At 63.8% G+C, this 23925-nt stretch carries 26 protein-coding genes and 1 pseudogene; 14 read left to right on the plus strand and 13 right to left on the minus strand.

All coding sequences use genetic code 11. The features are described 5' to 3' along the window. Positions 1–121 precede the first annotated feature (121 nt). Positions 122–274 (minus strand): DUF1127 domain-containing protein, encoded by a 153-nt coding sequence (locus AAFG13_RS03950; RefSeq protein WP_016846063.1) that lies wholly within the window; start codon positions 272–274, stop codon positions 122–124. A gap of 734 nt (positions 275–1008) precedes the next feature. Here AAFG13_RS03950 and AAFG13_RS03955 point away from each other — a divergent pair. Then, positions 1009–1296 carry a hypothetical protein gene (locus AAFG13_RS03955; protein WP_092114028.1) on the plus strand — a complete coding sequence of 96 codons (288 nt, stop codon included), beginning with the start codon at positions 1009–1011 and terminating at the stop codon, positions 1294–1296. 131 nt (positions 1297–1427) lie between these two features. Here AAFG13_RS03955 and AAFG13_RS03960 read toward each other — a convergent pair whose 3' ends face one another. Together AAFG13_RS03960 and AAFG13_RS03965 are read right to left on the minus strand one after the other, a co-directional pair. Then, on the minus strand, positions 1428–2243 hold the full coding sequence (locus tag AAFG13_RS03960) for a lytic murein transglycosylase (protein WP_212319621.1): 816 nt from the start codon (positions 2241–2243) through the stop codon (positions 1428–1430). 233 nt (positions 2244–2476) lie between these two features. After that, complete coding sequence (locus tag AAFG13_RS03965; RefSeq protein WP_212319623.1) at positions 2477–3388, minus strand: DUF2189 domain-containing protein; 912 nt, start codon at positions 3386–3388, stop codon at positions 2477–2479. Positions 3389–3676: 288 nt separating this feature from the next. Here AAFG13_RS03965 and AAFG13_RS03970 point away from each other — a divergent pair, with 288 nt between their 5' ends. Together AAFG13_RS03970 and AAFG13_RS03975 are read left to right on the plus strand one after the other, a co-directional pair. Next, the gene (locus AAFG13_RS03970; RefSeq protein ID WP_092114034.1) at positions 3677–4090 is read left to right on the plus strand and encodes a DUF3597 domain-containing protein; all 414 of its coding nucleotides are present in this window, start codon (positions 3677–3679) and stop codon (positions 4088–4090) included. A 138-nt stretch (positions 4091–4228) separates the two neighbouring features. Further along, a complete protein-coding gene (locus AAFG13_RS03975; protein WP_342711185.1) occupies positions 4229–5020 on the plus strand; it encodes a fumarylacetoacetate hydrolase family protein in 792 nt (263 codons plus the stop codon). A gap of 11 nt (positions 5021–5031) precedes the next feature. On the opposite strand, the gene AAFG13_RS03980 is transcribed toward AAFG13_RS03975, so the two are convergent. Continuing rightward, positions 5032–5304: a GNAT family N-acetyltransferase gene (locus tag AAFG13_RS03980; protein ID WP_212319627.1), complete on the minus strand. Its 273-nt coding sequence runs from the start codon at positions 5302–5304 to the stop codon at positions 5032–5034. A gap of 100 nt (positions 5305–5404) precedes the next feature. Here AAFG13_RS03980 and AAFG13_RS03985 point away from each other — a divergent pair, with 100 nt between their 5' ends. The 5 genes from AAFG13_RS03985 (at position 5405) to AAFG13_RS04005 (ending at position 11015) form a co-directional block, all read left to right on the plus strand. Further along, entirely contained in the window at positions 5405–6349 is a 945-nt protein-coding gene (locus AAFG13_RS03985) for a tetratricopeptide repeat protein (RefSeq protein ID WP_342711186.1), read from the plus strand. Positions 6350–6533: 184 nt separating this feature from the next. Further along, positions 6534–6935: an SPW repeat protein gene (locus AAFG13_RS03990; protein ID WP_342711187.1), complete on the plus strand. Its 402-nt coding sequence runs from the start codon at positions 6534–6536 to the stop codon at positions 6933–6935. 226 nt (positions 6936–7161) lie between these two features. Next, a complete protein-coding gene (locus AAFG13_RS03995) occupies positions 7162–8802 on the plus strand; it encodes an acyl-CoA synthetase (RefSeq protein WP_342711188.1) in 1641 nt (546 codons plus the stop codon). A 4-nt stretch (positions 8803–8806) separates the two neighbouring features. Then, on the plus strand, positions 8807–9682 hold the full coding sequence (locus tag AAFG13_RS04000) for a DUF296 domain-containing protein (RefSeq protein ID WP_342711189.1): 876 nt from the start codon (positions 8807–8809) through the stop codon (positions 9680–9682). A 328-nt stretch (positions 9683–10010) separates the two neighbouring features. After that, positions 10011–11015, plus strand: a complete 1005-nt coding sequence (locus AAFG13_RS04005) for a hypothetical protein (RefSeq protein WP_092114046.1) — start codon at positions 10011–10013, stop codon at positions 11013–11015. A 21-nt stretch (positions 11016–11036) separates the two neighbouring features. Here the strand turns inward: AAFG13_RS04005 and AAFG13_RS04010 are convergent, their stop codons facing one another. Beyond that, positions 11037–11360 carry a hypothetical protein gene (locus tag AAFG13_RS04010; protein WP_342711190.1) on the minus strand — a complete coding sequence of 108 codons (324 nt, stop codon included), beginning with the start codon at positions 11358–11360 and terminating at the stop codon, positions 11037–11039. 4 nt (positions 11361–11364) lie between these two features. Further along, positions 11365–11772, minus strand: coding sequence for a PaaI family thioesterase (locus tag AAFG13_RS04015; protein WP_212319639.1), 408 nt, complete (start codon positions 11770–11772; stop codon positions 11365–11367). A gap of 177 nt (positions 11773–11949) precedes the next feature. On the opposite strand from AAFG13_RS04015, the gene AAFG13_RS04020 reads away from it, so the two are divergent. From AAFG13_RS04020 to AAFG13_RS04030, 3 genes are all read left to right on the plus strand, one after another. Then, positions 11950–12717: an AAA family ATPase gene (locus AAFG13_RS04020; protein ID WP_342711191.1), complete on the plus strand. Its 768-nt coding sequence runs from the start codon at positions 11950–11952 to the stop codon at positions 12715–12717. A 157-nt stretch (positions 12718–12874) separates the two neighbouring features. Continuing rightward, positions 12875–13414, plus strand: coding sequence for an SRPBCC family protein (locus tag AAFG13_RS04025; RefSeq protein ID WP_342711192.1), 540 nt, complete (start codon positions 12875–12877; stop codon positions 13412–13414). A 141-nt stretch (positions 13415–13555) separates the two neighbouring features. Then, positions 13556–14494: a cytochrome D1 domain-containing protein gene (locus AAFG13_RS04030; protein WP_342711193.1), complete on the plus strand. Its 939-nt coding sequence runs from the start codon at positions 13556–13558 to the stop codon at positions 14492–14494. 67 nt (positions 14495–14561) lie between these two features. Here AAFG13_RS04030 and AAFG13_RS04035 read toward each other — a convergent pair whose 3' ends face one another. Together AAFG13_RS04035 and AAFG13_RS04040 are read right to left on the minus strand one after the other, a co-directional pair. Beyond that, positions 14562–14957 (minus strand): c-type cytochrome, encoded by a 396-nt coding sequence (locus AAFG13_RS04035; protein WP_342711194.1) that lies wholly within the window; start codon positions 14955–14957, stop codon positions 14562–14564. An 86-nt stretch (positions 14958–15043) separates the two neighbouring features. Further along, entirely contained in the window at positions 15044–15607 is a 564-nt protein-coding gene (locus tag AAFG13_RS04040) for a hemerythrin domain-containing protein (RefSeq protein WP_212319646.1), read from the minus strand. Between the two features lie 276 nt (positions 15608–15883). Between AAFG13_RS04040 and AAFG13_RS04045 the strand changes: the two genes are divergently transcribed. Both AAFG13_RS04045 and AAFG13_RS04050 read left to right on the plus strand, forming a co-directional pair. Beyond that, a complete protein-coding gene (locus tag AAFG13_RS04045) occupies positions 15884–16216 on the plus strand; it encodes a PRC-barrel domain-containing protein (RefSeq protein ID WP_050400497.1) in 333 nt (110 codons plus the stop codon). 190 nt (positions 16217–16406) lie between these two features. Beyond that, entirely contained in the window at positions 16407–16778 is a 372-nt protein-coding gene (locus AAFG13_RS04050) for a VOC family protein (RefSeq protein ID WP_342711195.1), read from the plus strand. Positions 16779–16899: 121 nt separating this feature from the next. Here the strand turns inward: AAFG13_RS04050 and AAFG13_RS04055 are convergent, their stop codons facing one another. The 5 genes and pseudogenes from AAFG13_RS04055 to AAFG13_RS04075 form a co-directional block, all read right to left on the minus strand. Next, positions 16900–17541, minus strand: a complete 642-nt coding sequence (locus tag AAFG13_RS04055) for a hypothetical protein (protein ID WP_342711196.1) — start codon at positions 17539–17541, stop codon at positions 16900–16902. A 74-nt stretch (positions 17542–17615) separates the two neighbouring features. Continuing rightward, positions 17616–20591 carry an excinuclease ABC subunit UvrA gene (uvrA, locus tag AAFG13_RS04060; protein ID WP_176531237.1) on the minus strand — a complete coding sequence of 992 codons (2976 nt, stop codon included), beginning with the start codon at positions 20589–20591 and terminating at the stop codon, positions 17616–17618. A gap of 321 nt (positions 20592–20912) precedes the next feature. Next, entirely contained in the window at positions 20913–21572 is a 660-nt protein-coding gene (locus AAFG13_RS04065) for an outer membrane beta-barrel protein (protein WP_212319748.1), read from the minus strand. 237 nt (positions 21573–21809) lie between these two features. Continuing rightward, positions 21810–22136: pseudogene (locus AAFG13_RS04070) on the minus strand (outer membrane beta-barrel protein); the annotation flags it as partial. A gap of 88 nt (positions 22137–22224) precedes the next feature. Next, the gene (locus AAFG13_RS04075) at positions 22225–22968 is read right to left on the minus strand and encodes an outer membrane beta-barrel protein (RefSeq protein ID WP_342711197.1); all 744 of its coding nucleotides are present in this window, start codon (positions 22966–22968) and stop codon (positions 22225–22227) included. 446 nt (positions 22969–23414) lie between these two features. Between AAFG13_RS04075 and AAFG13_RS04080 the strand changes: the two genes are divergently transcribed. Next, positions 23415–23909, plus strand: coding sequence for a single-stranded DNA-binding protein (locus tag AAFG13_RS04080; RefSeq protein ID WP_092114064.1), 495 nt, complete (start codon positions 23415–23417; stop codon positions 23907–23909). The last annotated feature ends 16 nt before the right edge of the window (positions 23910–23925 follow it).

A 23925-nucleotide genomic window follows, 5' to 3' on the forward strand; every position in this document is an offset into this window, starting at 1 on the left:
GCGTCAAACCTAGGACCAGAGGCCATCCCGTTCCGATGCCGTCGGAACGGGATGGGCTCTGAAACGAGAACGCCCGCTGTGGAAGCGGGCGTTATCCGTTCATCAGATGGCTTGCGGCCGATTAGCCGTTGTAGGTACCGGCGGCAACGCGCGGAATGTCCGAGCGGTCGAGGCCGATATCGGCCAGTTCGCGATCGCTGAGCTGGGACAGTTCGCTGACATTGCGCTGATAATCCCGGAAAGCCTGGATCATGCGGATGAGCGAGAGCAACATGGTAGTCTCCTAGTAATTCAGATTCAGCTTTTCAAAAGCCTCATCGTTGAAGTGAATATAGATGATATGGTGCGGCGCGGTAGTTCCAATGGTGCGATGCAGCTAGACCCAAAACGCATGGCGGCGGTAAGGTCTGGTTAACCGTTGGGCACTTGCCGAGCAGGTCTGTAAATGAAAGTTCCGTCGACACGCAGTGTATCGCAAAAATATTCCTGAAATCAATTGGTTGATAGAATTGCGGCAAGCTCGATCAGGTTGGATATATGGTAATTAAAGACCGCCCAATCAAGTTTTTCCGCGCCTTCGCTCACCGGATCACATCGATGTGTTCCATGCGTGATTCGCATGCGACAAGATGGCATTGAAATGATTTTTTGTTCATATGTTGGTGCGAGCGTCCATGAATGGGTGGAGCGTCAATCGGTCGTATTGACGCGAGAGGTAATTCGGTCCTCCCGCGCCGTGCGGATCTCCGTCGCGTCCGGCGTGTCGCGTGGAATGCGCTGAGGATTATCGGAAATGCATTTCGATTGAAGTGAACGTTGGCAGCAAAGCTAATGCGGCGCCGCTTCCTTACCGACATGTAATCGAAATACTATGCAACGCATGCGCGATCCGCGTGCAGCGCTCATCACATTCGTATCGCGCGAAGTTCATTCTGAATGGCGCCGGGAACAGCGAATAATTGCGCTGCAGATTCCGCAATCACGCAGGGATCTGTCCAAGAACAAGAGATGGATCATCCCATGATTAAAACATTCATCGCCGCAGCCAGCATGGCTGCCGTTGCTTATGCTGTCGCTGCTCCCGCCCAGGCCGCTCATCGCCATCATATGGGCGTCGGCTGCAGCGGTGCCAATTTCGGCAAGACGGAAGCTGCCGTCGAAGCTATGGCCGACAATGAGGTCAAATTCGCGGCGGAGAAGGAAGTCTCGCTCGCCCAGGACGCGATGCTGAACAACAAGTGGGGCGCATGCGGCGCGCACCTCAGCAAGGCCGCCGAAGAGAGCATGGCGAAGTAAGCTTTTGATCATGGCATAAGGGCCGATTGCCTGGGGCAATCGGCCCTTTTTGATTCATCCCGGAGCGGGAGCGGTTCTGATCGAAGCGGAGCCGACGTGCGGGCTTCTCGCCGCTACGCAACTCCACCGCGCTACGGAGCCTTGGCGAGCTGGGTGGCGAAGTAGCCGATCGTCTTGGCGTACACCTCGCTCTTGTTCCATTGCTGGATAACCGCGAAATTCTCGCTGCCGGGCTCCCAGCCTTTGCCCTTCTTCCAGCCGTAGCTCTTCAGGAAGTTCGCCGTCGAGGCCAGCACGTCAGGCACGTTGTGCAAGAGGTCGCGCTTGCCGTTGCCGTCGAAGTCGACCGCGAACTTGATATAGGACGACGGCATGAACTGGGTCTGGCCGATCTCGCCGGCCCAGGCGCCGCGCATCTCCTGCGGCGCGAGATCGCCGCGCTCCACAATGCGCAACGCATCCATCAACTCGGCCTTGAACATGTCGGAGCGGCGGCAATCATAGGCCAGCGTCGCAAGCGAGCGCATGGTCTGAAACTTGCCGGTGTTGACGCCGAAATCGGTCTCCAGCCCCCAGATCGCGACCAGGATTTCGCCCGGCACGCCGTAGGCCTCCTCGATCCGCGACAGCACCGAGCCGTAGCGCTTCATCATGTCGGAGCCACGATTGAGCCGCGGCGGCACCATACGACCCGAGAATTGCTCGAAGGTCTGGCTGAATACCTGCTGCGAATGGTCGCGCGCCAGGATCGCCTTGTCCTGCGTGACGCCACTCAAGCCGGCCTGGATCGCGTTCTGCGAAATGCCCTTCGTCACAGCCTCTTTCTTGAAATCGTCGAGCCAGGACTCGAACGTGCCCGTGCCGCATTGGGCGGCGAGCGCAGACGCGGTCGAGGTCAACAGCCACGCCCCGACGGCGAGCGTGTGAAAGGAAAAGCGCGAGGTCATAGGCAATTTCACTCCGGAGTCTGCGATGTCATCGATTGGTCGCGAAACCCGGCGGGTATGTTCGCGGCAACAGCGGCTAAAACAAGGCTCGTGATCGAGCCGTTTATCTCAGGCAATGCTGCAAATGCCACGCCAATTTCACACCCATTTGACGATCCGGAACGACAAACCGCCGGCCGAATATAATCGGCCGGCGGTTGCTTTGGCGTTTACGCGTTCGGGGTGACTGGCGCTTAGCCGCGATCGCTGCGCCGCCACGGGAACAGGTTGGCCGGGAAGTCGGCGGCGGGCTTGCGCTCACGCGGCTCGGGGATCACCGGCTGCGCGTTCGGATCCTTGACGATGACCTCGCGATAGAGATGCCAGGTGGCGTGACCGAGCAGCGGGATCACGACGGCGAGCCCGAGGAAGAACGGGATCGTGCCGAGCACCAGCAACACCGCGACGATCAGGCCCCAGGCCGCCATCGGCACCGGGTTCTGTGCGACGGCGCGCATCGACGTCACCATGGCTTCGCCGGCGGTTGCCTGGCGGTCCAGCATCATGGGGAAGGCGACCACGCTGATGCACAGCGCGACGAGCGCGAACAGGAAGCCGACGCTGCAGCCGACCACGATCAACCACCAGCCTTGCGGGGTGGTCAGCACGCGCTCGGCAAAATCGGGAATGTTGGCTGCGGTCTGATAGCCGAATACCGCGGTGTAGATCGCCTGTGCGGTGGCGATCCAGGTCACGAACAGTGCGAACAGCAACGTTCCGACCCCGAGCATCGCGCCGAATGACGGCGAGCGGAATACCTGCATGGCGTCCCATGCGGATGCCTCACCGCCGTCCTCGCGCCGACGGCTCATCTCGTAGAGGCCGATCGCGGCGAACGGGCCGAGCAGGGCAAAGCCCGCGGCCAGCGGAAACAGCAGGGGCAGCACGGAATAACCGTGCACGGTGCGCGCAAGCACAATGCCGAGCACGGGATAGATCAGACACAGGATGATGGCGTGGCTTGGCACAGCCTTGAAGTCTTCCCAGCCGAGACGCAGCGCTTGATGCAAATCGGACAGGCCGATGGTGCGGATAACCGGCGCAGATGCGGGACCTTGTCCGCTCTGCGTCATCGATGTGACATTGCCTTGGTATGGAGTGGCCATGGTCGTTGTCTCCCTCTGGGCGGGCGCATTCTGCGCCCGGCACGCGGGCACAAACGTACCGCCTCTCGAAGCGATCACGAGCAAGCCAGACGCGAAAGACAGAGCAGGGAACTGGCCGTGTCGCGAACTGTGCACTGAGGGTACTCCCAAACCGCGGCAAAAGCACTCACGCTTAGGTGAATGTCGCATTGGCAAGGTATTGAGGGAGCGATACACTTGAACTGCGATCTCGGTCAGCCGGCGCGTTGCCGCGTGGCCTTCACATCTCAACTCTCTTGGGAGCGAACGATGAGCATTTTCGGAAAAATCATGGGCGCGATCTTCGGCAGCAGCGCCAGCGCCGCGCCCGCCGGCGGAACGGCCACAAGCGCAGCTCCCGCCGGTGGATCCGGTAGCGCCTCGCCGTCGCCTGCCGCGGTACCCGCCGGTGCGGCGCCCGCGCAGTCCGTTGACGTCGCCCCCATCCTCGACAAGGCGGTAGCCGCGAAGGGCGAGAAGCTCGAGTGGCGGACTTCGATCGTCGACCTGATGAAGGCGCTCGACATCGACTCCAGCCTGTCGGCGCGCAAGGAGCTCGCCAAGGAGCTCGGTTACACCGGCGACACCAACGATTCCGCCAGCATGAACATCTGGCTGCACAAACAGGTGATGACGAAGCTCGCGGCCAATGGCGGCAAGCTGCCCCCGGATATCAAGCACTGACGGGATCATCATCCCGCACACGGCCAGGGCCCGCGCCAGCGCGGGCCCTTTTTTATGGACCGGCGAGCATCTATAGATCGGCGGACAAGAAGGAGAACGCCCATGAAAACTCCCAAGAAAACTCCCAAGAAAACTCCCATGACTGATCTCGATCGCCGGACGATGCTTGCGACCGGCGCCCTCGGACTGGCCGGCGCCGCCGCGCAATCTGTGCCGGCCCACGCCGAGGCCGCGCCCAAGGCGATGTTTGCGGTCCCGGCCGTGACGATCCCGATCGTCGGCGCCACCGAGGTGTTCCAGGTCCGCCGCATCTACTGCATCGGCCGCAACTACGCCGCGCATGCGATCGAGCGCGGCTCCGATCCGAGCCGCGAGCCGCCGTTCTTCTTCCAGAAGCCGACGGATGCGATCCAGAATGTCGCGATCGGCACGGTCGCGGATCATCTCTATCCGTCGCTGACCAAGAACTATCACCACGAGGTCGAGCTGGTCGCCGCGCTGAAGTCCGGCGGCGCCAACATCCCCGCCGACAAGGCGCTCGATCACGTCTATGGCTACGCGCTCGGCCTCGACATGACGCGGCGCGATTTGCAGAACGGCATGGCCGCGGAGAAGAAGCCGTGGGAGATCGGCAAGAGCTTTGACCATGCCGCGGTACTCGGGCCGATCCATCCGGCTGATAAGACCGGCCATTTCACGCAAGGCGCGATCTCGCTCGCGGTCAACGGCACGGTGCGGCAGAGCTCGGATCTGAAGAACATGATCTGGAGCGTCGCCGAGCAGATCGCAAAGCTCTCCGAGGCATTCGAGCTCAAGGCCGGCGACATCATCTATTCCGGAACGCCGGAGAATGTCGGCCCGGTCGTCAAGGGCGACGTGCTGCTCTGCAAGCTCGAGGGCCTGCCCGACATGTCGATCAAGATCGTCTGACGAACGCGGCGCTAACCCGCAAGATCCGCGTATTCCGGATGCTTGTCGAGGTAGTCCACCACGAAGCTGCAGCCGGCGATCACCTTGTGGCCGTCGGCGCGGATCAGCTCCAGCGCGCCCTTGACCAGCTCCGATGCGATGCCGCGGCCGCGCAGGGCGCGCGGTGTCTCGGTATGGGTGATGATGACGGCCGAGGGCGTCTGCCGGTAATTCGCAAAGGCTGTGCCGTCCTCGGTATCGAGTTCGAAGCGCCTCTCGGCCTTGTTGTCGCGGACGGCAGCCATCGCAAAATCCCGGTTGATTCACTGGCCTTGATCTAAGCCCGTGAACCCGCCGGTGCAAAGCCGCGACCAACCCGCAAATTGGCATTTGTGGATTGACGAGATGCGCATTTTGGCCTGCCTGACCGCCGCATTGCTCGGCGCTGCGTTGACGCTGCCAAATCCTCCGCGAGCCGTCGCTGGCGATGATCCGAGCTGGCAGGCCTGCGTCGGCCTGACGACGGCGCCCGGCGACCGTGTGTCCGCCTGCACCACGGTGATCGACGGCAAGACCGAAACCGGCAGGCGGCTGGCCGGCGCCTATTGCAACCGCGGCCACGGGCTGACCGAGCAGCGCGAACTCGACGCCGCGCTCGCCGACCTCAACGAGGCGATCAAGCTCGATCCCGCCTATGCCTGTGCCTACACCAACCGCGGCCGGGTCTACGCCTTCAGGCGCGATCTCGATCATGCGATCGCCGATTACGACGAGGCGATCCGCATCGATCCGGCCTTCGCACTGGCCTACAACAATCGCGGCGATGCCTGGCTCAACAAGGGCGATCTCGACCGCGCGCTGGCCGATCTCAGCCTCGCGATCAGATACAACCCGCAGCTCGCCACGGCCTATGGCAATCGCGGCTTCGTCTATTACCGCAAGCGCGATGCGGCCCATGCGATCGCCGACTACACCACCGAGATCAAGCTCGAGCCCAACGCGCTCGCCTACATCAACCGCGGCAATGTCTATCGCGATACCGAGCAGCTCGACCGCGCTGCCGCGGATTACGGCGAGGCGGCGAAGATTGCGCCGACCGACGCACGCGGCTGGCGCAACCGCGGCATGATCCGGCTCTTCCAGGGCGACAACAAGGGCGGGCTCGCCGATTATGACAAGGCGCTGCAATACGATCCTGCCGACGTCTATTCCTGGAACAACCGCGGCCAGGCCAAGCTGCGGCTCGGCGACAAGAAGGGCGCGGCGGCCGATTTTCGCAAGGCGCTGGAGCTGCAGCCCGATCTGAAGTCCGCCAAGGAGGCGCTCGCGCGGCTCAGTGGGGCGCGCTGACGCGCGGTGCCGGGCGCCCTCGATCCTGCCGCATCGCACATACGCCGATCGGGCCTTGCGGGCCGATGCAATTCGATTAGGCTTATTCCCAGACATACGCCCCCGGATGCGGCCCAATAGTCGTCTGGTACCGAGTGGTGAGGCCGGCCGCTGACGTATGCCCCTTGTCGCAAGGAGGTTCGTCATGTCGGACAATCGTTTCTTCGGCACACACCGCCCCTGGGAGGACTGGATCGGCATGCTGCTCGGCGTGCTGATCATGGTCTCGCCCTGGTTTCCGATACAAGTCAGCGACGTCGTCGACGTCGAGCGCAGCCACCTGGTGCTCAACAGCTTCGTGGTCGGCATGCTGGTGCTGGGCCTCGCCCAGCTCGAATATGTCGCGCTGCATCGCTGGGAGGAGGTGGCGAGCATCGTGCTCGGCCTCTGGCTGGTCGCGTCGCCGAACATCTTCGGCTACTCGGAAGACCAGGCGCTGCAGCTCTGGCACATCCTGCTCGGCGGGCTGGTCGCCCTGATCGGCGCCTTGCAGCTCTGGCAGGACTGGAACCTGAGCGAGCAGGACCTGGCCAAGCATCCGCAATAGCGGCCTCCGGCCAGGCATTGTCGGGCCAAGCATTGTCGGGAATGGCGGCCGCCGGCGCGGTAGCATCGCGCCGCGCCTGACGGGCCTTGCCGAGGCGCGCGGCTTGGCGATAAACCGGGGGGCACCAATCCCTTGCGGCGCTTGAAGACGCCCGGTTCTGACCGAGGAAACACCCGATGACCGTCCTGACCATGCTCTGTCTGTTGTGCGTATCGGCGGGGCGGCAATGAGCGGGACCGAGGTGACCGCGCCGCGCGGCGGGATCGCGCGGGTGTCGCGCCGGGTGATGAACCTCGCCTACATCCTGACCCAGAATGCCCGCCGCCACGGCGACCGTCCCGGCTTCATCTGGAACGAGAAGACCTGGTCGTGGCGCCATATCGACCAGAACGTCTCGGCGCTGGCGGCGGCGCTGGCCGCGCGCGGCATCGGCAAAGGCGACCGCATCCTGGTGCATTCCAAGAACTGCGATGAGATGTTCTGGTCGATGTTCGCGGCCTTCCGGCTCGGCGCGGTCTGGGTGCCGACCAATTTCCGCCTGATGCCGGACGAGGTCGCCTATCTGGCGGCAGCCTCCGGCGCCAAGGCGTTCCTGTGCCAAGCCGATTTCCCCGAACATGCCAAGGCGGCCCTCAATCCCGCGCTCGAATTCGTCTGGCGGATCGGTGAGGAGGGCACGTTCGGCGAGGCCACGGTCGGCGACGTCATCGCCAAGCACGCCGGTGCTGCGGTCGAGAACACCCCGGTCGAGTACGACGATCCCTGCTGGTTCTTCTTCACCTCCGGCACCACCGGCCGCTCCAAGGCCGCGGTGCTGACCCACGGCCAGATGGCCTTCGTGATCACCAACCATCTCGCCGACCTGATGCCCGGCACCACCGAACGGGACGCCTCGCTGGTGGTGGCGCCGCTGTCGCATGGCGCCGGCGTGCACCAGCTGGTGCAGACCGCGCGCGGCGTCCCGACCATCTTGCTGCCGTCTGAGAAGTTCGACATCGCGGAGGCCTTCCGGCTGATCGCCAAATACCGCGTCAGCAACATGTTCACGGTGCCGACGATCCTGAAGATGATGGTCGAGCATCCCGCCGCCGACCAGCACGACCACTCCTCGCTGCGCTACATCATCTATGCCGGCGCGCCGATGTATCGCGAGGACCAGAAGGCGGCGCTGAACAAGCTCGGCGGTGTGCTGGTGCAGTATTTCGGCCTCGGCGAGGTGACCGGCAACATCACGGTGCTGCCGCCTGGCCTGCACGATCCCGAGGACGGACCGCATGCGCGGATCGGAACCTGCGGCTTCGAACGCACCGGCATGCAGGTTGCGATCCAGGGCGACGACGGAAGCGAGCTGAAGGCGCACGAGACCGGCGAGATCTGCGTGATCGGCCCCGGCGTGTTCGCCGGCTATTACGACAACCCCGAAGCCAACGCGAAGGCGTTTCGCGACGGCTGGTTTCGCACCGGCGACCTCGGCCACATGGACGAGGAGGGTTTTGTCTACATCACCGGCCGCGCCTCCGACATGTACATCTCCGGCGGCTCCAACATCTATCCGCGCGAGATCGAGGAGAAGCTCTTGACCCATCCCGCGGTCGGCGAGGTTGCCGTGCTCGGCGTGCCCGATCCGTTCTGGGGCGAGGTCGGTGTCGCCGTCTGCGTCGCGCGCGAGGGCACCGAGGCCGTCGCGGAGGCGGAGCTTGCGGCGTACCTTGCGCCAAAGGTGCCGCGCTACAAGATGCCAAAACGCTTCTTCTTCTGGGAGGCGCTGCCGAAGTCTGGCTACGGCAAGGTGCCGAAGCGCCTGATCCGCGACGAGCTCGAGGCGCGCGGGCTGCTCGAGGTGATTGCCAAATCGACGGGCGCGTGAGGCGATGCGCAGCATCGCCCAGCCCGGCGCTCCGATACCCGAGCGCATCCAATGGGTCGCCGCGCGCGGCCGCGCCTTTTCCTTCGTGCTCGAGGCCGGCATTCCCTTGCTCGACGCCGTGCGCCGCGGCTTTGCGACGGAAGGATTTTCCAGCGGCGTGCTGAGCGCCACGCGTGGAGCGCTCGGGCCGTTCGCCTATGTGATGCCGGCGCTGTCGAAGGACGGCGTCAACGCTGCGTTCTACAGCGATACGTTCCGTCCCGATGGCGTGACGCGGCTCAAGCTCGCTGCGCTGACTTTCGGCGAACGCGACGGCGCACCGTTCTTCCATTGCCACGGGTTGTGGACCGAGGCCGACGGCCGCTTCAACGGCGGACACATGCTGCCGGATGAAACCATCGTCGCCGAGCCGTTCGAGGTCAGCGCGTTCGGCATCGACGGCGCGACGTTCCTGGCTGAGCCCGACAGCGAGACCAATTTCAAGCTGTTCGGTCCGGTCGCCAGCGCGCCGCGCGGGGCGAAGACCACGAGCCATGCCTTCGCGTTGCGGCTGCGGCCGAACCAGGATTTCGCCTGTGCGCTGGAGGGCTTCTGCCGCCAGCACGGCATTTTGCGCGCACGGCTGCATGGCGGCGTCGGCTCGACCATTGGCGCGGTCTTCAGCGATGGCCACAGCGTGGTGCCGTTCGCGACCGAGCTCGCGGTGATCGCGGGGCAGATCGGGCCTGACGCCAACCGTCGGGTGCGCGCCAGCCTCGACGTCGCGCTGGTCGACTATCTCGGCGGCATCGCGGAGGGACGCCTGGTGCGCGGCGACAATCCCGTGCTGATGACGATGGAGCTGGCGCTGGAAGTGCTGGAGGAGGCGGAGCGGCCGTAGGGGCGGGGTAAACCCTTCCTCCACGGTCGTCCCGGCGTTCGCCAGAGTCGATATCGCGCCGCGTCCTCCGCTGTCGTCCCGGCCCCGGTGCGCAATTGCGCACTAGGCCGGGACGACGGCGAGTGCGTGGCGCCGCCTGTGAGACGCACATCCGCAGTCTCGCGACATGTTGGGCTTCGCGGGAACCGGAGCCCGTATTCAAGCTGTTTCTGAAAATCTCTGCACGTTAGAATTGAGTTGATCGAGAAACGCCTTTATTGTTGCGTCATTGCGCCGACAGGAGCGAGGTCGGGTTTATTTTTGAGCTGGATATATTGGGGAAGCGACCATGGCCAAATTGCTGGTGGCGGGCGGTCTGTACGAGAAGGATGAGACAGGGCCGATGCGCAGGCGCTTCGCCGAAGCGCTTGGTCGACAGACGGTGCTGAGAGGCCATGCGCTGCTCGGTGGTTGCCGTACCCAGCTCGATCTCGTCGTTGCGCAAGCCGCCTCAGCCGCTGCGCAATCCAGGAGGCTGGATCCGAACAAGGTGATCCATTCCTGGGTCACCCGCACCACGACGCCGATCCACAGAATCGGCGAGATCACGCGGTCGCAGCTCGGCGACTGGTCCCAGGTCCCGCGCGGATTCGCGTTTCCCGAGCCGGTGCATGAATGCGACGCGATGATCATCATCGGCGGCTGGGACGGGACGCAGCACGCCGCAAGCTGGGGCCGGTTCGCGAACAAGCCAATCCTGGCGGTCGCGACATTCGGCGGCGCGGCGACGGACATCCATGTCGACGAACTGGCGTCGTTCGAGCGACGAGGGGTCTCGAACCTTTCGCGCGAGGATTACCAGGCCTTGAACCGCTTCATGACCGACGAGAACGACGAGGTGGTCGAGCAGTACGCGGCCGAGGTGGTCACGCTGGCCGAACGCGCGATCCTGTCGACCGAAGTGTTCGTCGTGATGTCGTTCGAGAACGTTCCGCACCTGACGGACGCCTACGCGACATTCGGCCGGGTCTGCCGCGAGAAGGGCTTCTCGGCGGTCAAGGTCGACAACCATCTCGACAGCAATGAACGTATCGTTCCGGCGATCTTTGCCGGCATTCGGCGTGCGGCCTTTGTCATCGCCGAGGTCAGCGGCGCACGTCCGAATGTCTTCTACGAGTTGGGCTTCGCGCGCGCCAGCGGCAAGGCCGTCATCCAGACGGCTTACGCGGGAACCAAGCTGCCGTTCGACGTGTTCGACGTGCCGACGCTGTTCTGGAGCGGTCAAAGCGAGCTGGAGGGCAAACTGAAGACCGCTATTGATCAGTTCATGGCCAAGCCCGGAAAGTTTATCTGATGCGACCGCGACGCGCCGGGTTCATCTGTGCTTGCGGACATGGATGTTGATGTCGAGGTCGATCGCGCTGACACAGGTCTGCTCGGTGCGGTGCGAGCCGCCCTCGTGCCAGTGGCCCTTGCGCAAGCTGATCGCGCTGACCTGGGCAAGCCGCAGGCAGCGCCATTGCGGCAGCTTGCCGGAGCTCTCGCCGGCGAACTGCCGGGCCAGCACGACCTCTTCACCGCTCTTGTTGTGGCCGATGATATGCGGGCAGAGCTCGCGCGGCCGGCCGTCATAGATGCAGACCACTTGCTGCTCGGTGAGGACCGCTTTGCGGAACAGCATGTAGGCGCGGCTTGGCATGCGCTCATTCGTCGAAGACGCGGAAGACGGCCGCGGCCGTCACCAGCAGTCTGTCGTCGGCGAAGGCCTCAGCATCGACGAAGGCGAAGGTCCGCGTCACCTTCTTCACGGTCGTGCGGCCGATGATCCATGGACCAGGCGCGACGCCGCCGACGAAGCGGGTGTCCAGCGAAACGGTCGCGCATTTGCGTTTCGTTGCCATGAACACGGCACTGCCAAGGGCGGTATCGAGAAAGCCGAGGATCGCCCCGCCGTGAATGTAGCCGTAGGGATTGCCGTGCCGGTCGTCGCTCTGAAACCCCCATTCGGGCGCGGCGTCGCCGGTCTCGCGCCAGTAGTAGGGGCCATTATGGTCGATGAACCCTGGGCGGCTCGGCAGGAGCTTGAACCCTTCTGGAGGCGAGGTTGTCATTTCGGGAATCCCAACAAGGCTTGCTGATTCCGCGTCGTATGCGCGGGACGTTGAACCTAGCATTGTGCGCCGACGTGTGCGCCAGACCAGTCCGCGTGTTCCCGTTGTGTTCTTGACGGATTCACCTCTATCTGGGATCGTGGTTGGCGCCGCCGCAGAGTGCCGGAAGCAGAACGAATGGCCAGAGGACGATATCGCCCGATCAACATGCCCGCGCCGTATCTCCGGCGCGTCTGGCTCGATCCCGAGCGCATTCCCAATCGCAACGCATATCCGTTCGTGCTGCCGCTGCTGCGCGACGAATTCGAACTCAGCTTCGACAAGGCGATCACCATCATCGTCGGCGAGAACGGCACCGGCAAGTCGACGCTGCTGGAAGGCATCGCAGTGATGGCGGGCTATGACGATGCCGGCGGCGGCAAGGGCTATCGCGCGGTCGACCACAGCAATGCCGTGGAGAAGATGGGCGGCTCGCTTGCGTCAGCGCTTCGCGCGAGCTGGCTGCCCAAGATCACCAACGGCTGGTTCTTCCGGGCGGAAAGCTTCTTTTCGGTCGCCCGCTATCTGGATCAGGCCGCGATCGACGTCCGAGACCTGCCGCCGAACTTCCTGTCCTATTCCCACGGCGAGGGCTTCCTGCGCTTTTTCGAGGAACGCTGCCAACGGCAGGGCATCTTCATCTTCGACGAGCCGGAATCCGCCCTGTCGCCGTCACGGCAGATTGAATTCCTCAAGCTGTTGCACCGGATGAACGGCACAGGCCACTGCCAGGTGATCATGGCCACGCATGCGCCGGTCCTGATGGCCTATCCCGACGCGACGCTGCTGCGGCTGAGTAAATACGGCCTCGAGCCGGTCAGCCTGCGCGAGACCGATCATTACCGGCTGATGCGCGAGTTCTGCGACGACCCGAAGGGGTTCGTCGAGGCGGCGATCGAGGATTGACGCCGATCCCGGCGGGCTTGTCTCCCGGGGAAGCCGGCGCAGGCGACTTCGCTCTGGTGCAAGAAGCCGGCCCACGATCTAGTCTAGAAGCTCGAACCATAAACTGCGGGATGCGCCAGGCGGCGCGGGGCCGACAGACATCGGGAGAGGAACAAGGATGAGGCTGACGATCGCGAAGGCTGGCGTGGTGGTGGCGGCATTGGCCGTATTGGGGGCCGCCTGGGCCCATGGGCCGACCCGCCAGAAGGTGCGGGAATCCATCGAGATCGACGCGCCGCAGGCCAAGGTGTGGGCCGTGATCGGCAATTTCCAGGACATGAGCTGGCTTGCCGGCGTCGCCAAGACCGAGGGCGAGAAGGGCAACGAGATCGGCGCCACGCGGCGGCTGACACTGGCGCCCGGCATTACCATTGACGAGGAGCTCTACAAATATGAGCCCGAGATGATGAGCTATTCGTACCGGATCACGGCGGTCGACGTGAAGGTGCTACCCGTCACCAATTACTCCTCGACGCTGTCGGTGTCGCCGGCGCCCGGCGGCAAGGCGAAGCTGGAATGGGCCGGCGCGTTCTATCGCGGCTTTCCGAACAGCGATCCGCCGCCGGAGCTGAACGACGAGGCTGCGGTGAAGGCGGTGAGCGAGCTGTACAGGGGCGGCCTGGCGGCGCTGAAGAAGAAGATCGAGAGCGGAAGCTGAGAGGGCGTGAACCTATACCGGTCAGTCATTGCGAGGAGCGTCAGCGACGAAGCAATCCATGTTTCCGTTCTGCGGAGCTGTGGATTGCTTCGCTTCGCTCGCAATGACGTTGATCGAGTCGTTTGTGTGGGACCCCTGAGCATGCGCGCGATCGCGCTGCTGGCGCTGCTCGCCGGCTTCAGCGGCGCACGCGCCGAGGAGGCCTTCGTCACCAACCAGCTCAGCGACGATCTGACGGTGGTCGATCTTGCGACCTCGAAGCCGGTCGCGACGATCCCGATCGGCGGCAAGCCCGCGGGCGTTGCCGTCAGCCATGACGGCCGGTTCGCCTATGTGACCAGCCCGGATGCCAAGGCGGTCACCGTGGTCGATGCGTCGGCGCGCAAGGTGGTCGGCCGGATCGACGTCGGCGGCGGGCCGCTCGGCATCGCGGTGGCTCCCGACGGCGCAACCGTCTATGTCGCCGACTGGTACGCCGCCGCGGTGCGGGTGATCGATGCCCGGGAGCAGCGGGTCGTCGCCAGTCTTGCGGTCGGCGCATCGCCGTCCGGGCTGGCCGTGACGCCGGACGGGCGGCTGCTGTTCTCGGCCGACCGCGACGACGACAGCGTGTCGATAACGGACATTTCCGCGCACGAGCGGCGATGGGTCGTGAAGGTCGGGACCCGTCCGTTCGGCGTCACCATCGATGCCGAAGGCAAGCGCGCCTACACCGCCAATGTCGGCTCCAACGACGTCTCCGTGATCGACATCTTAACCGCCCACGAGATCGGCCGCGTCCATGTCGGCCTGCGCCCCTATGCGGTGGCGCTGGCGCAGGGCCGAGGCTTCGTCACCGACCAGTATGACGGCAAGGTCAGCGTGTTCGACCTCGCGACAATGCAGCCGATGAAGCGGATCACGGTCGGCGACTACCCCGAAGGCATCGAGGCAACAGCCGACGGCAAGCGCATCGTGGTCGCGAACTGGGAGAGCAATACGCTGACTGTGATCGATGCCGCCGAGCTGAAGGTGGTCGGTGAGGTCAAGGTCGGCGACGGCCCGCGCGCGTTTGGGGCGTTCTTGAGACGGACGGAGTAGCTGTGGCCGGTAGCCCGCATGAGCGAAGCGACATGCCGGCTCCTTCATCGCATGCACGCTGCGAGATTCAGCGCGCGGTCTTCAGATAGGCAATGACGTCGGCGCGATCATGAGCGTCGGGCAGCCCCTTGAAGAACATCTTCACGCCGTGAACGTCGCCGCGAGGATCGGCGAGGTAGGTATCCAGCGCTGCTGCGTCCCAGGGGGTCTTGTTGCCGCGCATGGCGTCCGAATAGTCGAAGCCCTGGACCGACGCCGGCTGGCGGCCCACGATGTGCCACAGGCTCGGGCCGACCTTGTTCACGCCGACGTCGAGCGAATGGCAGTTCACGCAGGTGCGCTGGAAGATGGCCTGGCCCGCGATCGGGTCACCGTCCATCGCCCGGACCGGCGCGGGGGACGTTGCGAGCAAGGTGGCGGCGAGCGCAACGCTGCCGACAGAGCAGGCGGCGCCGAATTTCATTCCCATCATGAGAGTCTCCGGAAATGGATTGGATTGCAATCGGTGAGAATGTGGGTCGATGTGCCGGCAGCCGCCCGGCACGGTGACTAATGCCGCTCGGCTTCCGCCTCCTTCTCCAGCTCCATGATGTGGTTGCGCAGGACGTCGAACCGCGCTTCGGTCACATCGCTGAACAGCGGATCCTTGTGCGGGGAGCGGGCGGACGCGATTTCGGCCCAGTCCTGCGCCGTCAATACCTTGATCGCGGTCGGGAAGAAATCGCGGTCTTCCATCATGATGTGCCGCCGTTCGTGGGCCAGGAAATCGCGGATGATGGCGTCGACATTCTCGCGCGGAATCTCGGCCCCCGCGCGCACATTGGCGACGGCGTGCGCGACGCTGTGCAGGCGATCGGAGCCCTTTTGATGCTCGCGCGCGAGATCGCCGATTTTCGCGGCGGCGACCGGATCGCGGAGCTGGAGCCTAGCGAAGATCAGATCTTCCTGGCGGTGATGGTAAAGTTCTGTGTAGACCTCGAAATAGGCGATGATGCTGCCGATCACCTCGTAGTCCGGCCGGCCGGCGTGATCGAAGATATCCAGCTCGTGCTCAAGTACGGTAAGCAGCCGCTCGATATTGCGGTGTTCCCGGGAAAGAATGTCGATGATCATGGCAGTGATCCACGCAGAAAGCTGAATAAATCAGTAGACGAAAAGACCGTCCCGGAGTTTGCGCTGGATCAAGGCGCAGCCGAATTTTCTTGACGGCTCAAGGTCGGGTATCGCCGCGAAGGCATCGGGGCGACCGCTACCGGGACTGGCTGCGGTGGGTGAAGTCGCGGCGGTGAGCAGGCGGGTTTGGCGCGCCGGGGTGGATGCGATCTCTGCACATCGGGCGCGCTCTGGTGCTATAATGTCAGTTGAACCAGGGAAAACAGGGAGGATGCCATGCATCATACCTTGGTGCCCAGCGACCGCGTCGAGCATGTCTGCGTGTTCGGGCGCGACGGCTCAAAGCTCGGATCGATCGAGCGGCTGATGCTCGACAAGGTGAGCGGAACGGTGGCGTACGCCGTGATCAAAACCGGTGGCGTGCTCAGCAGCCACCACCATTATCCGGTCAAGTGGACGGCCTTGAAATTCGACCCCGCGCGCCAGGCCTTCGAGGCCGAGGTCACGCTGGACGATCTGCGCACCGGCCCATCCGAGTTCGACGGTGACGAATTCGACTGGGGCGACCGCTCGCACGCCTATACGCACCCGAATTATTGGGCGGTGTAGCGCGGTGGCAGGGGACGGTTGGTAGCCCGCACGAGCCAACGGGTCGCGCGAACGCGCGCCCGATGATAGGCTCCGCGACATGCGGGACAGAGGTCGACGACTACGAGAAGGCTCCCGGATATCGCTTCGCTCATCCGGGCTACTGCTCTAATCTACGACGCATCGTCGTGGCCTAGGCAAAGACAGACGCATGCCCCAGTTCAAGCCCGCCGGCTGGCCTTCCGTCATACCGCGAATTGTCACGCGCGACCTCACCGGCTTGGCCAGATTCCTGCGAGACGTTTTTGATGCGAAAGGCGAAGTCCGGTCCGGCGCGCCAACGGAAATTCGGATCGGAGACTCGATCGTCCTGATCAGCGACGGCGGAGGCGTCCGCGAGGCCATGCCGGCCTTTCTCTATGTGTATGTTCAGGATGCGGACGAGACCTACCGGCGAGCGATCGCCGCTGGCGCCGAATCGATCGAGACCCCTGCGGATACGCCTTATGGCGACAGGCGCGCGATGGTCCGGGATACATGGGCGAACGTCTGGCAGATAGCCACTTACCGAGGGAATCCGTAGAATGGGTGGAACGAAGCGATACCCATCATTCGGGCCGCAGGATGAGTTAATGGGTTTCGCTTCGCTCTACCCATCCTACGCGCTGGTCCGCGCTGCTTACCAGCGTGCCCGGTACCGAATTTCACGCGGACGCAATTGCCGCTAAGCGTGCCCGGATGTCATCGTACCTTGGTCCCACCACACCGATCTTCGGACGGTATCGAAGTCCGGACTCTTCCTGGTCGGCCGCACTAAGCGCTGTGCGTGCGTTGTTCGCGGCAAGGTCGGTCAATCCGTAGGTGTTCATGATGAGGGCGCGGCTACCGTAGACGCGGAATACTACCACGGGAAACAATGCTGCTCGATTCCCGAACTCATCAAGGACCGCAAGGGCAGTCTCATAGCGGTTCGAGAGTTCGTTAGTCGCGACGACCCACGCAAGTTCAAGCCACGCCCATGTCTGGACACTCGGCTTGACACGCATCCTCTGGATCGCATGCTCATAGTAAGTCAGCGCGCCCTCAATGTCTCTTGACCTTAAAAGACAGTCGGCTTTTGCGGAGAGCGCTTGCACGACGGTAATGGAATTAGGGTAGCGATCGATCACGTGGTTGAAGAGAGCTATCGCATCGGCGTCGTATCGCTGCTCGATTTCCATCAGAGTGAAGCCTTGAACGAAGACGTACTGCGCCCGATTTGTCTCCCGCGCTCTGTTCAAGCGCCGCCAAAATTCGGTTTGATCCTCTTGCGACCAAGACTGCTTGCGAAACCAGTCGACGCCCATTCTAAGACCAGTCAAAAACGCTTTGGCGCACTGAGGATATCCACGATTGACCCCGGAATAGGGGGCTTCCTAAACTACTCCGCCGCCTCGCTCGCCGAGCTCTTCCTCGGCTTGCTGTTCGCCTTCTTCAGCACCGGGGCCAGAAACTTGCCGGTGTAGCTGCGCGGCGCCTTGACGATGTCCTCGGGCGGGCCCCAGGCGACGATCTCGCCGCCGCCGTCGCCGCCTTCGGGGCCGAGGTCGATCACCCAGTCGGCGGTCTTGATGACCTCGAGATTGTGCTCGATCACCACCACCGTGTTGCCCTGGGCGACCAGCTCGTGCAGCACCTCCAGCAGTTTTGCGACGTCGTGGAAGTGCAGGCCGGTGGTCGGCTCGTCCAGGATGTAGAGCGTGCGGCCGGTGGCGCGCTTTGACAGCTCCTTGGCCAGCTTGACGCGCTGGGCCTCGCCGCCGGACAGCGTGGTGGCCTGCTGGCCGACATGGATGTAGTCGAGGCCGACGCGGTGCAGGGTCTGGAACGTCTCGCGCACGCGCGGCACCGCCTTGAAGAACTCGGCGGCTTCCTCGACCGTCATGTCGAGCACGTCGGCGATGCTCTTGCCCTTGAACAGCACCTCCAGCGTCTCGCGGTTGTAGCGCTTGCCCTTGCAGGTGTCGCAGGTGACGTAGACGTCGGGCAGGAAGTGCATCTCGATCTTGATGACGCCGTCACCCTGGCAGGCCTCGCAGCGGCCGCCCTTGACGTTGAAGGAGAAGCGCCCGGGCTCGTAGCCGCGCGCCTTCGCCTCGGGCAGACCGGCGAACCATTCGCGGATCGGCGTGAAGGCGCCGGTATAGGTCGCGGGATTCGAACGCGGGGTGCGGCCGATCGGCGACTGGTCGATGTCGATGATCTTGTCGATGTGCTCGAGGCCCTCGATGCGGTCGTGCGGGGCGGCGCCTTCGCTGGCATTGTTCAGCTTGCGCGCGATCGATTTGTAGAGCGTATCGATCAGCAAGGTCGACTTGCCGCCGCCGGAGACGCCGGTGACGCAGGTGAACAGGCCGAGCGGAATCTCGGCCGAAACGTTCTTCAGATTGTTGCCGCGGGCGTTGATGACCTTGATGGTGCGCCGGTGGTTCGGCGGCCGCCGGTCGGGCACGGGCACCGAAAGCTCGCCGGTGAGATATTTGCCGGTCAGCGATTTCGGGTTGCGCATGATCTGGTCGGGCGTGCCTTCGGCGACGATGTGGCCGCCATGCATACCGGCGCCGGGCCCGATATCGAGCACATAGTCGGCAAGCCGGATCGCGTCCTCGTCATGCTCGACCACGACCACGGTATTGCCGAGGTCGCGGAGCCGCTTCAGCGTGTCGAGCAGGCGGGCGTTGTCGCGCTGGTGCAGGCCGATCGACGGCTCGTCCAGCACGTAGAGCACGCCGGTCAGGCCCGAGCCGATCTGCGAGGCCAGGCGGATGCGCTGGCTCTCGCCGCCGGACAGCGTGCCCGACGAGCGCGACAGCGTCAGATAGTTGAGGCCGACGTCGAGCAGGAAGGTCAGGCGCTCGCGGATTTCTTTCAGGATGCGCGTCGCGATCTCGTTCTGCTGCGCATTCAGCGCCTCCGGCACGGTCTCGAACCATTCGCCGGCGCGCCTGACCGAGAGCTCGGAGATCTCGCCGATGTGTTTGCCGCCGATCTTGACGCACAGCGCCTCCGGTTTCAGCCGATAGCCGTTGCAGCCGGCGCAGGGCACGTCGGAGAAATACTTGCCGAGCTCCTCGCGCGCCCATTCGCTCTCGGTTTCGCGGTAGCGGCGGTTGATGTTGGTGACGACGCCCTCGAACGGCTTCTTGGTGTCGTAGGAGCGGACGCCGTCCTCATAGGAGAACTTGATCTCGTCGTCGCCGGAGCCGTGCAGCAGCGCGGCCTGCACCTTCTTGGTCAGGTCCTTCCACTTGGTGTCGAGCGTGAACTTGTAGTGCTTGCCGAGCGCGGTCAGGGTCTGGATGTAATAGGGCGAGGACGATTTCGCCCACGGCGCGATCGCGCCCTTGCGCAAGGTCAGCTCCTTGTCGGGGATGACCAGGTCCTCGTCGATATGCTGCTCGACGCCGAGGCCGCCGCAGGCAGGGCACGCGCCATAGGGGTTGTTGAACGAGAACAGGCGCGGCTCGATCTCGGGGATCGTGAAGCCGGAAACCGGGCAGGCGAACTTCTCCGAGAACAGGATGCGCTCGGGCCCGCTCTTGTCGTGGATTTTTGCGGTCTTCTTCTTGTCCTCGGCCGGTGCCGCCGCCGGCGCATCGGCATACTCGATCACGGCGAGGCCCTCGGCGAGCTTCAGCGCGGTTTCAAAACTTTCCGCGAGGCGCTGGGAGAGATCGGGGCGCACCACGATGCGGTCGACCACGACGTCGATGTCGTGCGGGAATTTCTTGTCGAGCGCGGGCGCCTCCGACAGCTCATGGAAGGTGCCGTCGATCTTGACGCGCTGAAAGCCCTTCTTGAGATACTCGGCGAGCTCCTTCTTGTACTCGCCCTTGCGGCCGCGCACGACCGGCGCCAGCAGATAGAGGCGGGTGCCTTCCGGCAGCGCCAGCACGCGGTCGACCATCTGCGAGACGATCTGGCTCTCGATCGGAAGGCCCGTGGCCGGCGAATAGGGCACGCCGACGCGCGCCCACAGCAGGCGCATATAGTCGTAGATCTCGGTGACGGTGCCGACGGTGGAGCGCGGGTTCTTCGACGTGGTCTTCTGCTCGATCGAGATCGCGGGCGACAGGCCGTCGATCTGGTCGACATCCGGCTTCTGCATCATCTCGAGGAACTGGCGCGCATAGGCCGACAGCGACTCGACGTAGCGGCGCTGGCCCTCGGCATAGATGGTGTCGAATGCGAGCGACGACTTGCCGGAGCCGGACAGGCCGGTGAACACCACGAGCTTGTCGCGCGGAATCTCGACGTCGATGTTCTTCAGATTGTGTTCGCGCGCGCCGCGGATCGTGATGGCGCGCGATGAGGACCCGGCGTTCTGTTGGCGCTTCGCCTTGAGCACTTCATCCATAGCGACATTTCCGGGCGCATGATCGGGCGCCTTTTGGGCGCGCATCCCCGGTGCTGCCGGGACCTTGCGCCGATGGGTGAGAAGACTGGAACGTAGGAAGAACGGCCGACAATTTCCAGTGCTGAGTCGCGTCCATCAACGGATAGTTTGCCTGATGGCAGCAGCCGTCAGCAGGGTCCGGTTCCGCCAGAGCCTTTTTTGACGCGTTTTCTTTTACGCGAACCGGGATCCACTTCGCTCGAAAACGCTCCGACGGAAAAAGGCCGGCGCGAGGCCGGCCTTTCCGTGTGATCTGATCGCAGATCGAACTTAGTACTTGGCTTAGTACTTGGCGACGATCGGGCCGCCGAAGTGATAGTTCACGCCGAACTGGACGCTGTGCAGGTTGAGGTCGGGGGAAGGCACGCCGAAGTAGGTCTCGCTGCCGAGGCTGCGATACAGGTACTCGCCCTTGACCGACCACTGCGGCGCGATGAACGCCTCGATGCCGGCGCCGACGGTCCAGCCGGAGTGGAAGTTGCTCTGCGAAGCGGTCACGCCGAGCGCGCTGACGCTGATCTTGTTGTCGACCCAGGCGTAGCCGCCGGTGCCGTAGAACAGCACCTTGTCGACGGCGAAGCCGATGCGGCCGCGCGCGGTGCCGAGCGCGTCGACCTTGCTCTTCACAGTGACGCCGAGCGTGCTGGCCGAAGCGTCGACGTCAGCCCAGGCGCCGTCGGCCTCGAGGCCGTACACGATGTTGCTGGTCTGCCAGTTGTAGCCGATGGTGCCGCCGGCGAAGCCGCCTTCCATCTTCGGGTTGCCGGATTCCTCGCTGGCATAGCCACCGAAGCCGCCGATGTAGAAGCCGGTCCAGTTGTAGATCGCGGCCGGCGGCGGAGCCTTCACGTAAGGCGCGCGGGCCGCCATATCGGCGGCCATTGCCGGTGCAATTGCGCTGAGGGCAAACATGCCGGCCGATGCCAGCAAAGCATTCCTGATTTTCAAAGTCCCAGTCCCATTTTCTCGTTGTCCCTTCAAACATTGAAGGGAACGTCACAGCAGTGTCGTGTGACGATCAGGTGTTTCTACATAGAAATCTTGGAAGTTGTGTATCCGTGAAACCACAATGCACGGAAAATGGCCCGCACGAGGCGCGCGCTTGCACGCAACGAAAAAGCCGGCGCAAGGCCGGCTCCTGTGTTCGCTGTGCAGATGCGCCGCGCGGCCGCCGGTAGCTCAGTATTTTGCTGATACGACCGGGCTCGCCGCCTTGAAGTGGTAATTGATGCCGAGCTTGACGGTGTGGAACGTGTCCTTCCACTCCGAGCGATCGTTGATCGCGGGCGTGTACTGGATCGGCGCGACCTTGCCGAGATCGATGTAGTTGTACTCGAGCTTGGCCGACCAGTTGGCGGCGAACATGTATTCGACGCCGGCGCCGGCGGTCCATCCCCAGCGCGTGTCGCTGGCCGAGACCGAGGGTGGCGCGAGCCCTGCATTGTAGCGATGCAGGATGTCGCCGACCGCGGCGCCGCCGTTGACGAACCACAGCTGCGGCGGAGCGCACCGACCACACAAACAAGCCGACCAGGCAAACAAAAAGGCCGGCGCGAGGCCGGCCTTTCGTCTGGATCAAATCCGTGTCGCGCGATCAGTAGCGCGCAACCACCGGGCCACCCCACTTGTAGTTCACGCGGACGGTGACGAGGTCGACGTCCTGGCGATCGCGGATGCTGCTGAACAGCGCGCCGGTCGGGGTGGTGAGGTTGTAGGTCTTGTCCTGCATGAACAGGTGGTCGTATTCGACACCAGCGGTCCAGTTCGGCGCGAAGCCGACTTCGATGCCGGCGCCGATGGTGCCGCCCCAGCGAGTGTCGCTCGCGCGACCGGCAAGTACGCCGGTCGGCATGAAGTAGGTGCTGAAGCGGTTGTCGGTCAACGCCGCACCGCCCTTGGCGTACAGCAGCACGTTGTTGACGGCGTAGCCGATCTGGCCGGTGAACAGGCCGAACGCGTCGATCTTGCTCTGGTTGGTGAACAGACCCGGGAAGATCGCGCTGTTGTTGCTGCCCTTCAGGTCGGCCCAGTCGCCCTGCGCTTCAAGGCCGAACACCCAGGTGCCAGCCTGCCAGCGATAGCCGATCTGGCCACCGGCAACGCCGCCGGTCGCATCATGGCAACCATCCGAGCCGATGAAGATGCCGCCCGGGACCTGGTCCCAGCAATTGTGGCTCGAGCCCCAGCCGCCGTTGGCGCCGATGTAGAAGCCGCTCCAGTCATAGACGGCAGCAATCATCGGCGGCGCCTTGGTGTAGGGGCGCGCCGCGAGATCGGCAGCCGCGGCGGGCGCGGCAAACGCAACTAGAGCAACCGTACCGAGCAAAAACTTCTTCATAATCAAACCCCAGCTCCCCAATCGGCTTCCAAAGGTCCCGAAGCGCGATCTCAGACGCGAGCGCCCATCTGATGGGTGGTAGCTATACGCTGATTCAACCGCAAACGCCGTCTCCCAAATGCAACACTCGCGGAAGAAGCTATCTGCAAGTCAAGGCTTTGATTTAACTTGCATTTTTGTAAGGCGTCGGAGCCCGCTGGTGACTGGGAGCGAAATCGGCAGCCACGCCATGGCCATCGGCCGCTTCTACGGCTGGTTGTGGCGAACAAAACTGGAACAGCGTCGGCTGCGGTGCTATATCTCGATAATCGTGGATAACCGCGCGACGGCGAGGGCATCGAGCCGGCACCGGCCGTATAGGTCATTCGCGACGCCTGCAAGTAAGTGGCGATGGTTGAGAGTGGCTGCCGATGTCCGGCGCCCGGTTTTTGAGTGGAGATGATGCGATGGCAGGAAGCGTGAACAAGGTGATCCTGGTTGGAAACCTCGGCAAGGATCCGGAGATCCGGCGGACGCAGGACGGCCGTCCGATCGCAAATCTTTCCATCGCCACCTCGGAGACCTGGCGCGACAAGGGCACCGGCGAGCGCAAGGAAAAGACCGAGTGGCACCGCGTCGTGATCTTCAACGAAGGCCTCTGCAAGGTCGCCGAGCAGTATCTGAAGAAGGGCGCCAAGGTGTACATCGAGGGTCAGTTGCAGACCCGCAAATGGACCGACCAGAGCGGCGTCGAGAAGTACTCGACCGAGGTCGTGCTGCAGGGCTTCAACTCCAACCTCACCATGCTCGACGGGCGGAGCGGCGGAGGCGGCAGCTTCGCCGATGATGGCGGCGGCAGCGATTTCGGCTCGTCCGGTCCGGTCAGCTCGGCGCCGCGCCGAGCGGTCGCCGCCGGCGGCGGCAGCCGCAACAGCGACATGGACGACGACATCCCGTTCTGATGTTCGTTCGCAAAAC

Origin of the sequence: Bradyrhizobium sp. B124 (genome assembly GCF_038967635.1) — a bacterium.
Lineage (GTDB): Bacteria > Pseudomonadota > Alphaproteobacteria > Rhizobiales > Xanthobacteraceae > Bradyrhizobium.

What these genes read in the sequence shown, in the direction of transcription:
- AAFG13_RS03950 (WP_016846063.1), bottom strand. Translation starts at nt 274, where the DNA reads ATGTTGCTCTCGCTCATCCGCATGATCCAGGCTTTCCGGGATTATCAG.
- AAFG13_RS03955 (WP_092114028.1), top strand. Translation starts at nt 1,009, where the DNA reads ATGGATCATCCCATGATTAAAACATTCATCGCCGCAGCCAGCATGGCT.
- AAFG13_RS03960 (WP_212319621.1), bottom strand. Translation starts at nt 2,243, where the DNA reads ATGACCTCGCGCTTTTCCTTTCACACGCTCGCCGTCGGGGCGTGGCTG.
- AAFG13_RS03965 (WP_212319623.1), bottom strand. Translation starts at nt 3,388, where the DNA reads ATGGCCACTCCATACCAAGGCAATGTCACATCGATGACGCAGAGCGGA.
- AAFG13_RS03970 (WP_092114034.1), top strand. Translation starts at nt 3,677, where the DNA reads ATGAGCATTTTCGGAAAAATCATGGGCGCGATCTTCGGCAGCAGCGCC.
- AAFG13_RS03975 (WP_342711185.1), top strand. Translation starts at nt 4,229, where the DNA reads ATGACTGATCTCGATCGCCGGACGATGCTTGCGACCGGCGCCCTCGGA.
- AAFG13_RS03980 (WP_212319627.1), bottom strand. Translation starts at nt 5,304, where the DNA reads ATGGCTGCCGTCCGCGACAACAAGGCCGAGAGGCGCTTCGAACTCGAT.
- AAFG13_RS03985 (WP_342711186.1), top strand. Translation starts at nt 5,405, where the DNA reads ATGCGCATTTTGGCCTGCCTGACCGCCGCATTGCTCGGCGCTGCGTTG.
- AAFG13_RS03990 (WP_342711187.1), top strand. Translation starts at nt 6,534, where the DNA reads ATGTCGGACAATCGTTTCTTCGGCACACACCGCCCCTGGGAGGACTGG.
- AAFG13_RS03995 (WP_342711188.1), top strand. Translation starts at nt 7,162, where the DNA reads ATGAGCGGGACCGAGGTGACCGCGCCGCGCGGCGGGATCGCGCGGGTG.
- AAFG13_RS04000 (WP_342711189.1), top strand. Translation starts at nt 8,807, where the DNA reads ATGCGCAGCATCGCCCAGCCCGGCGCTCCGATACCCGAGCGCATCCAA.
- AAFG13_RS04005 (WP_092114046.1), top strand. Translation starts at nt 10,011, where the DNA reads ATGGCCAAATTGCTGGTGGCGGGCGGTCTGTACGAGAAGGATGAGACA.
- AAFG13_RS04010 (WP_342711190.1), bottom strand. Translation starts at nt 11,360, where the DNA reads ATGCCAAGCCGCGCCTACATGCTGTTCCGCAAAGCGGTCCTCACCGAG.
- AAFG13_RS04015 (WP_212319639.1), bottom strand. Translation starts at nt 11,772, where the DNA reads ATGACAACCTCGCCTCCAGAAGGGTTCAAGCTCCTGCCGAGCCGCCCA.
- AAFG13_RS04020 (WP_342711191.1), top strand. Translation starts at nt 11,950, where the DNA reads ATGGCCAGAGGACGATATCGCCCGATCAACATGCCCGCGCCGTATCTC.
- AAFG13_RS04025 (WP_342711192.1), top strand. Translation starts at nt 12,875, where the DNA reads ATGAGGCTGACGATCGCGAAGGCTGGCGTGGTGGTGGCGGCATTGGCC.
- AAFG13_RS04030 (WP_342711193.1), top strand. Translation starts at nt 13,556, where the DNA reads ATGCGCGCGATCGCGCTGCTGGCGCTGCTCGCCGGCTTCAGCGGCGCA.
- AAFG13_RS04035 (WP_342711194.1), bottom strand. Translation starts at nt 14,957, where the DNA reads ATGAAATTCGGCGCCGCCTGCTCTGTCGGCAGCGTTGCGCTCGCCGCC.
- AAFG13_RS04040 (WP_212319646.1), bottom strand. Translation starts at nt 15,607, where the DNA reads ATGATCATCGACATTCTTTCCCGGGAACACCGCAATATCGAGCGGCTG.
- AAFG13_RS04045 (WP_050400497.1), top strand. Translation starts at nt 15,884, where the DNA reads ATGCATCATACCTTGGTGCCCAGCGACCGCGTCGAGCATGTCTGCGTG.
- AAFG13_RS04050 (WP_342711195.1), top strand. Translation starts at nt 16,407, where the DNA reads ATGCCCCAGTTCAAGCCCGCCGGCTGGCCTTCCGTCATACCGCGAATT.
- AAFG13_RS04055 (WP_342711196.1), bottom strand. Translation starts at nt 17,541, where the DNA reads ATGGGCGTCGACTGGTTTCGCAAGCAGTCTTGGTCGCAAGAGGATCAA.
- uvrA (WP_176531237.1), bottom strand. Translation starts at nt 20,591, where the DNA reads ATGGATGAAGTGCTCAAGGCGAAGCGCCAACAGAACGCCGGGTCCTCA.
- AAFG13_RS04075 (WP_342711197.1), bottom strand. Translation starts at nt 22,968, where the DNA reads ATGAAGAAGTTTTTGCTCGGTACGGTTGCTCTAGTTGCGTTTGCCGCG.
- AAFG13_RS04080 (WP_092114064.1), top strand. Translation starts at nt 23,415, where the DNA reads ATGGCAGGAAGCGTGAACAAGGTGATCCTGGTTGGAAACCTCGGCAAG.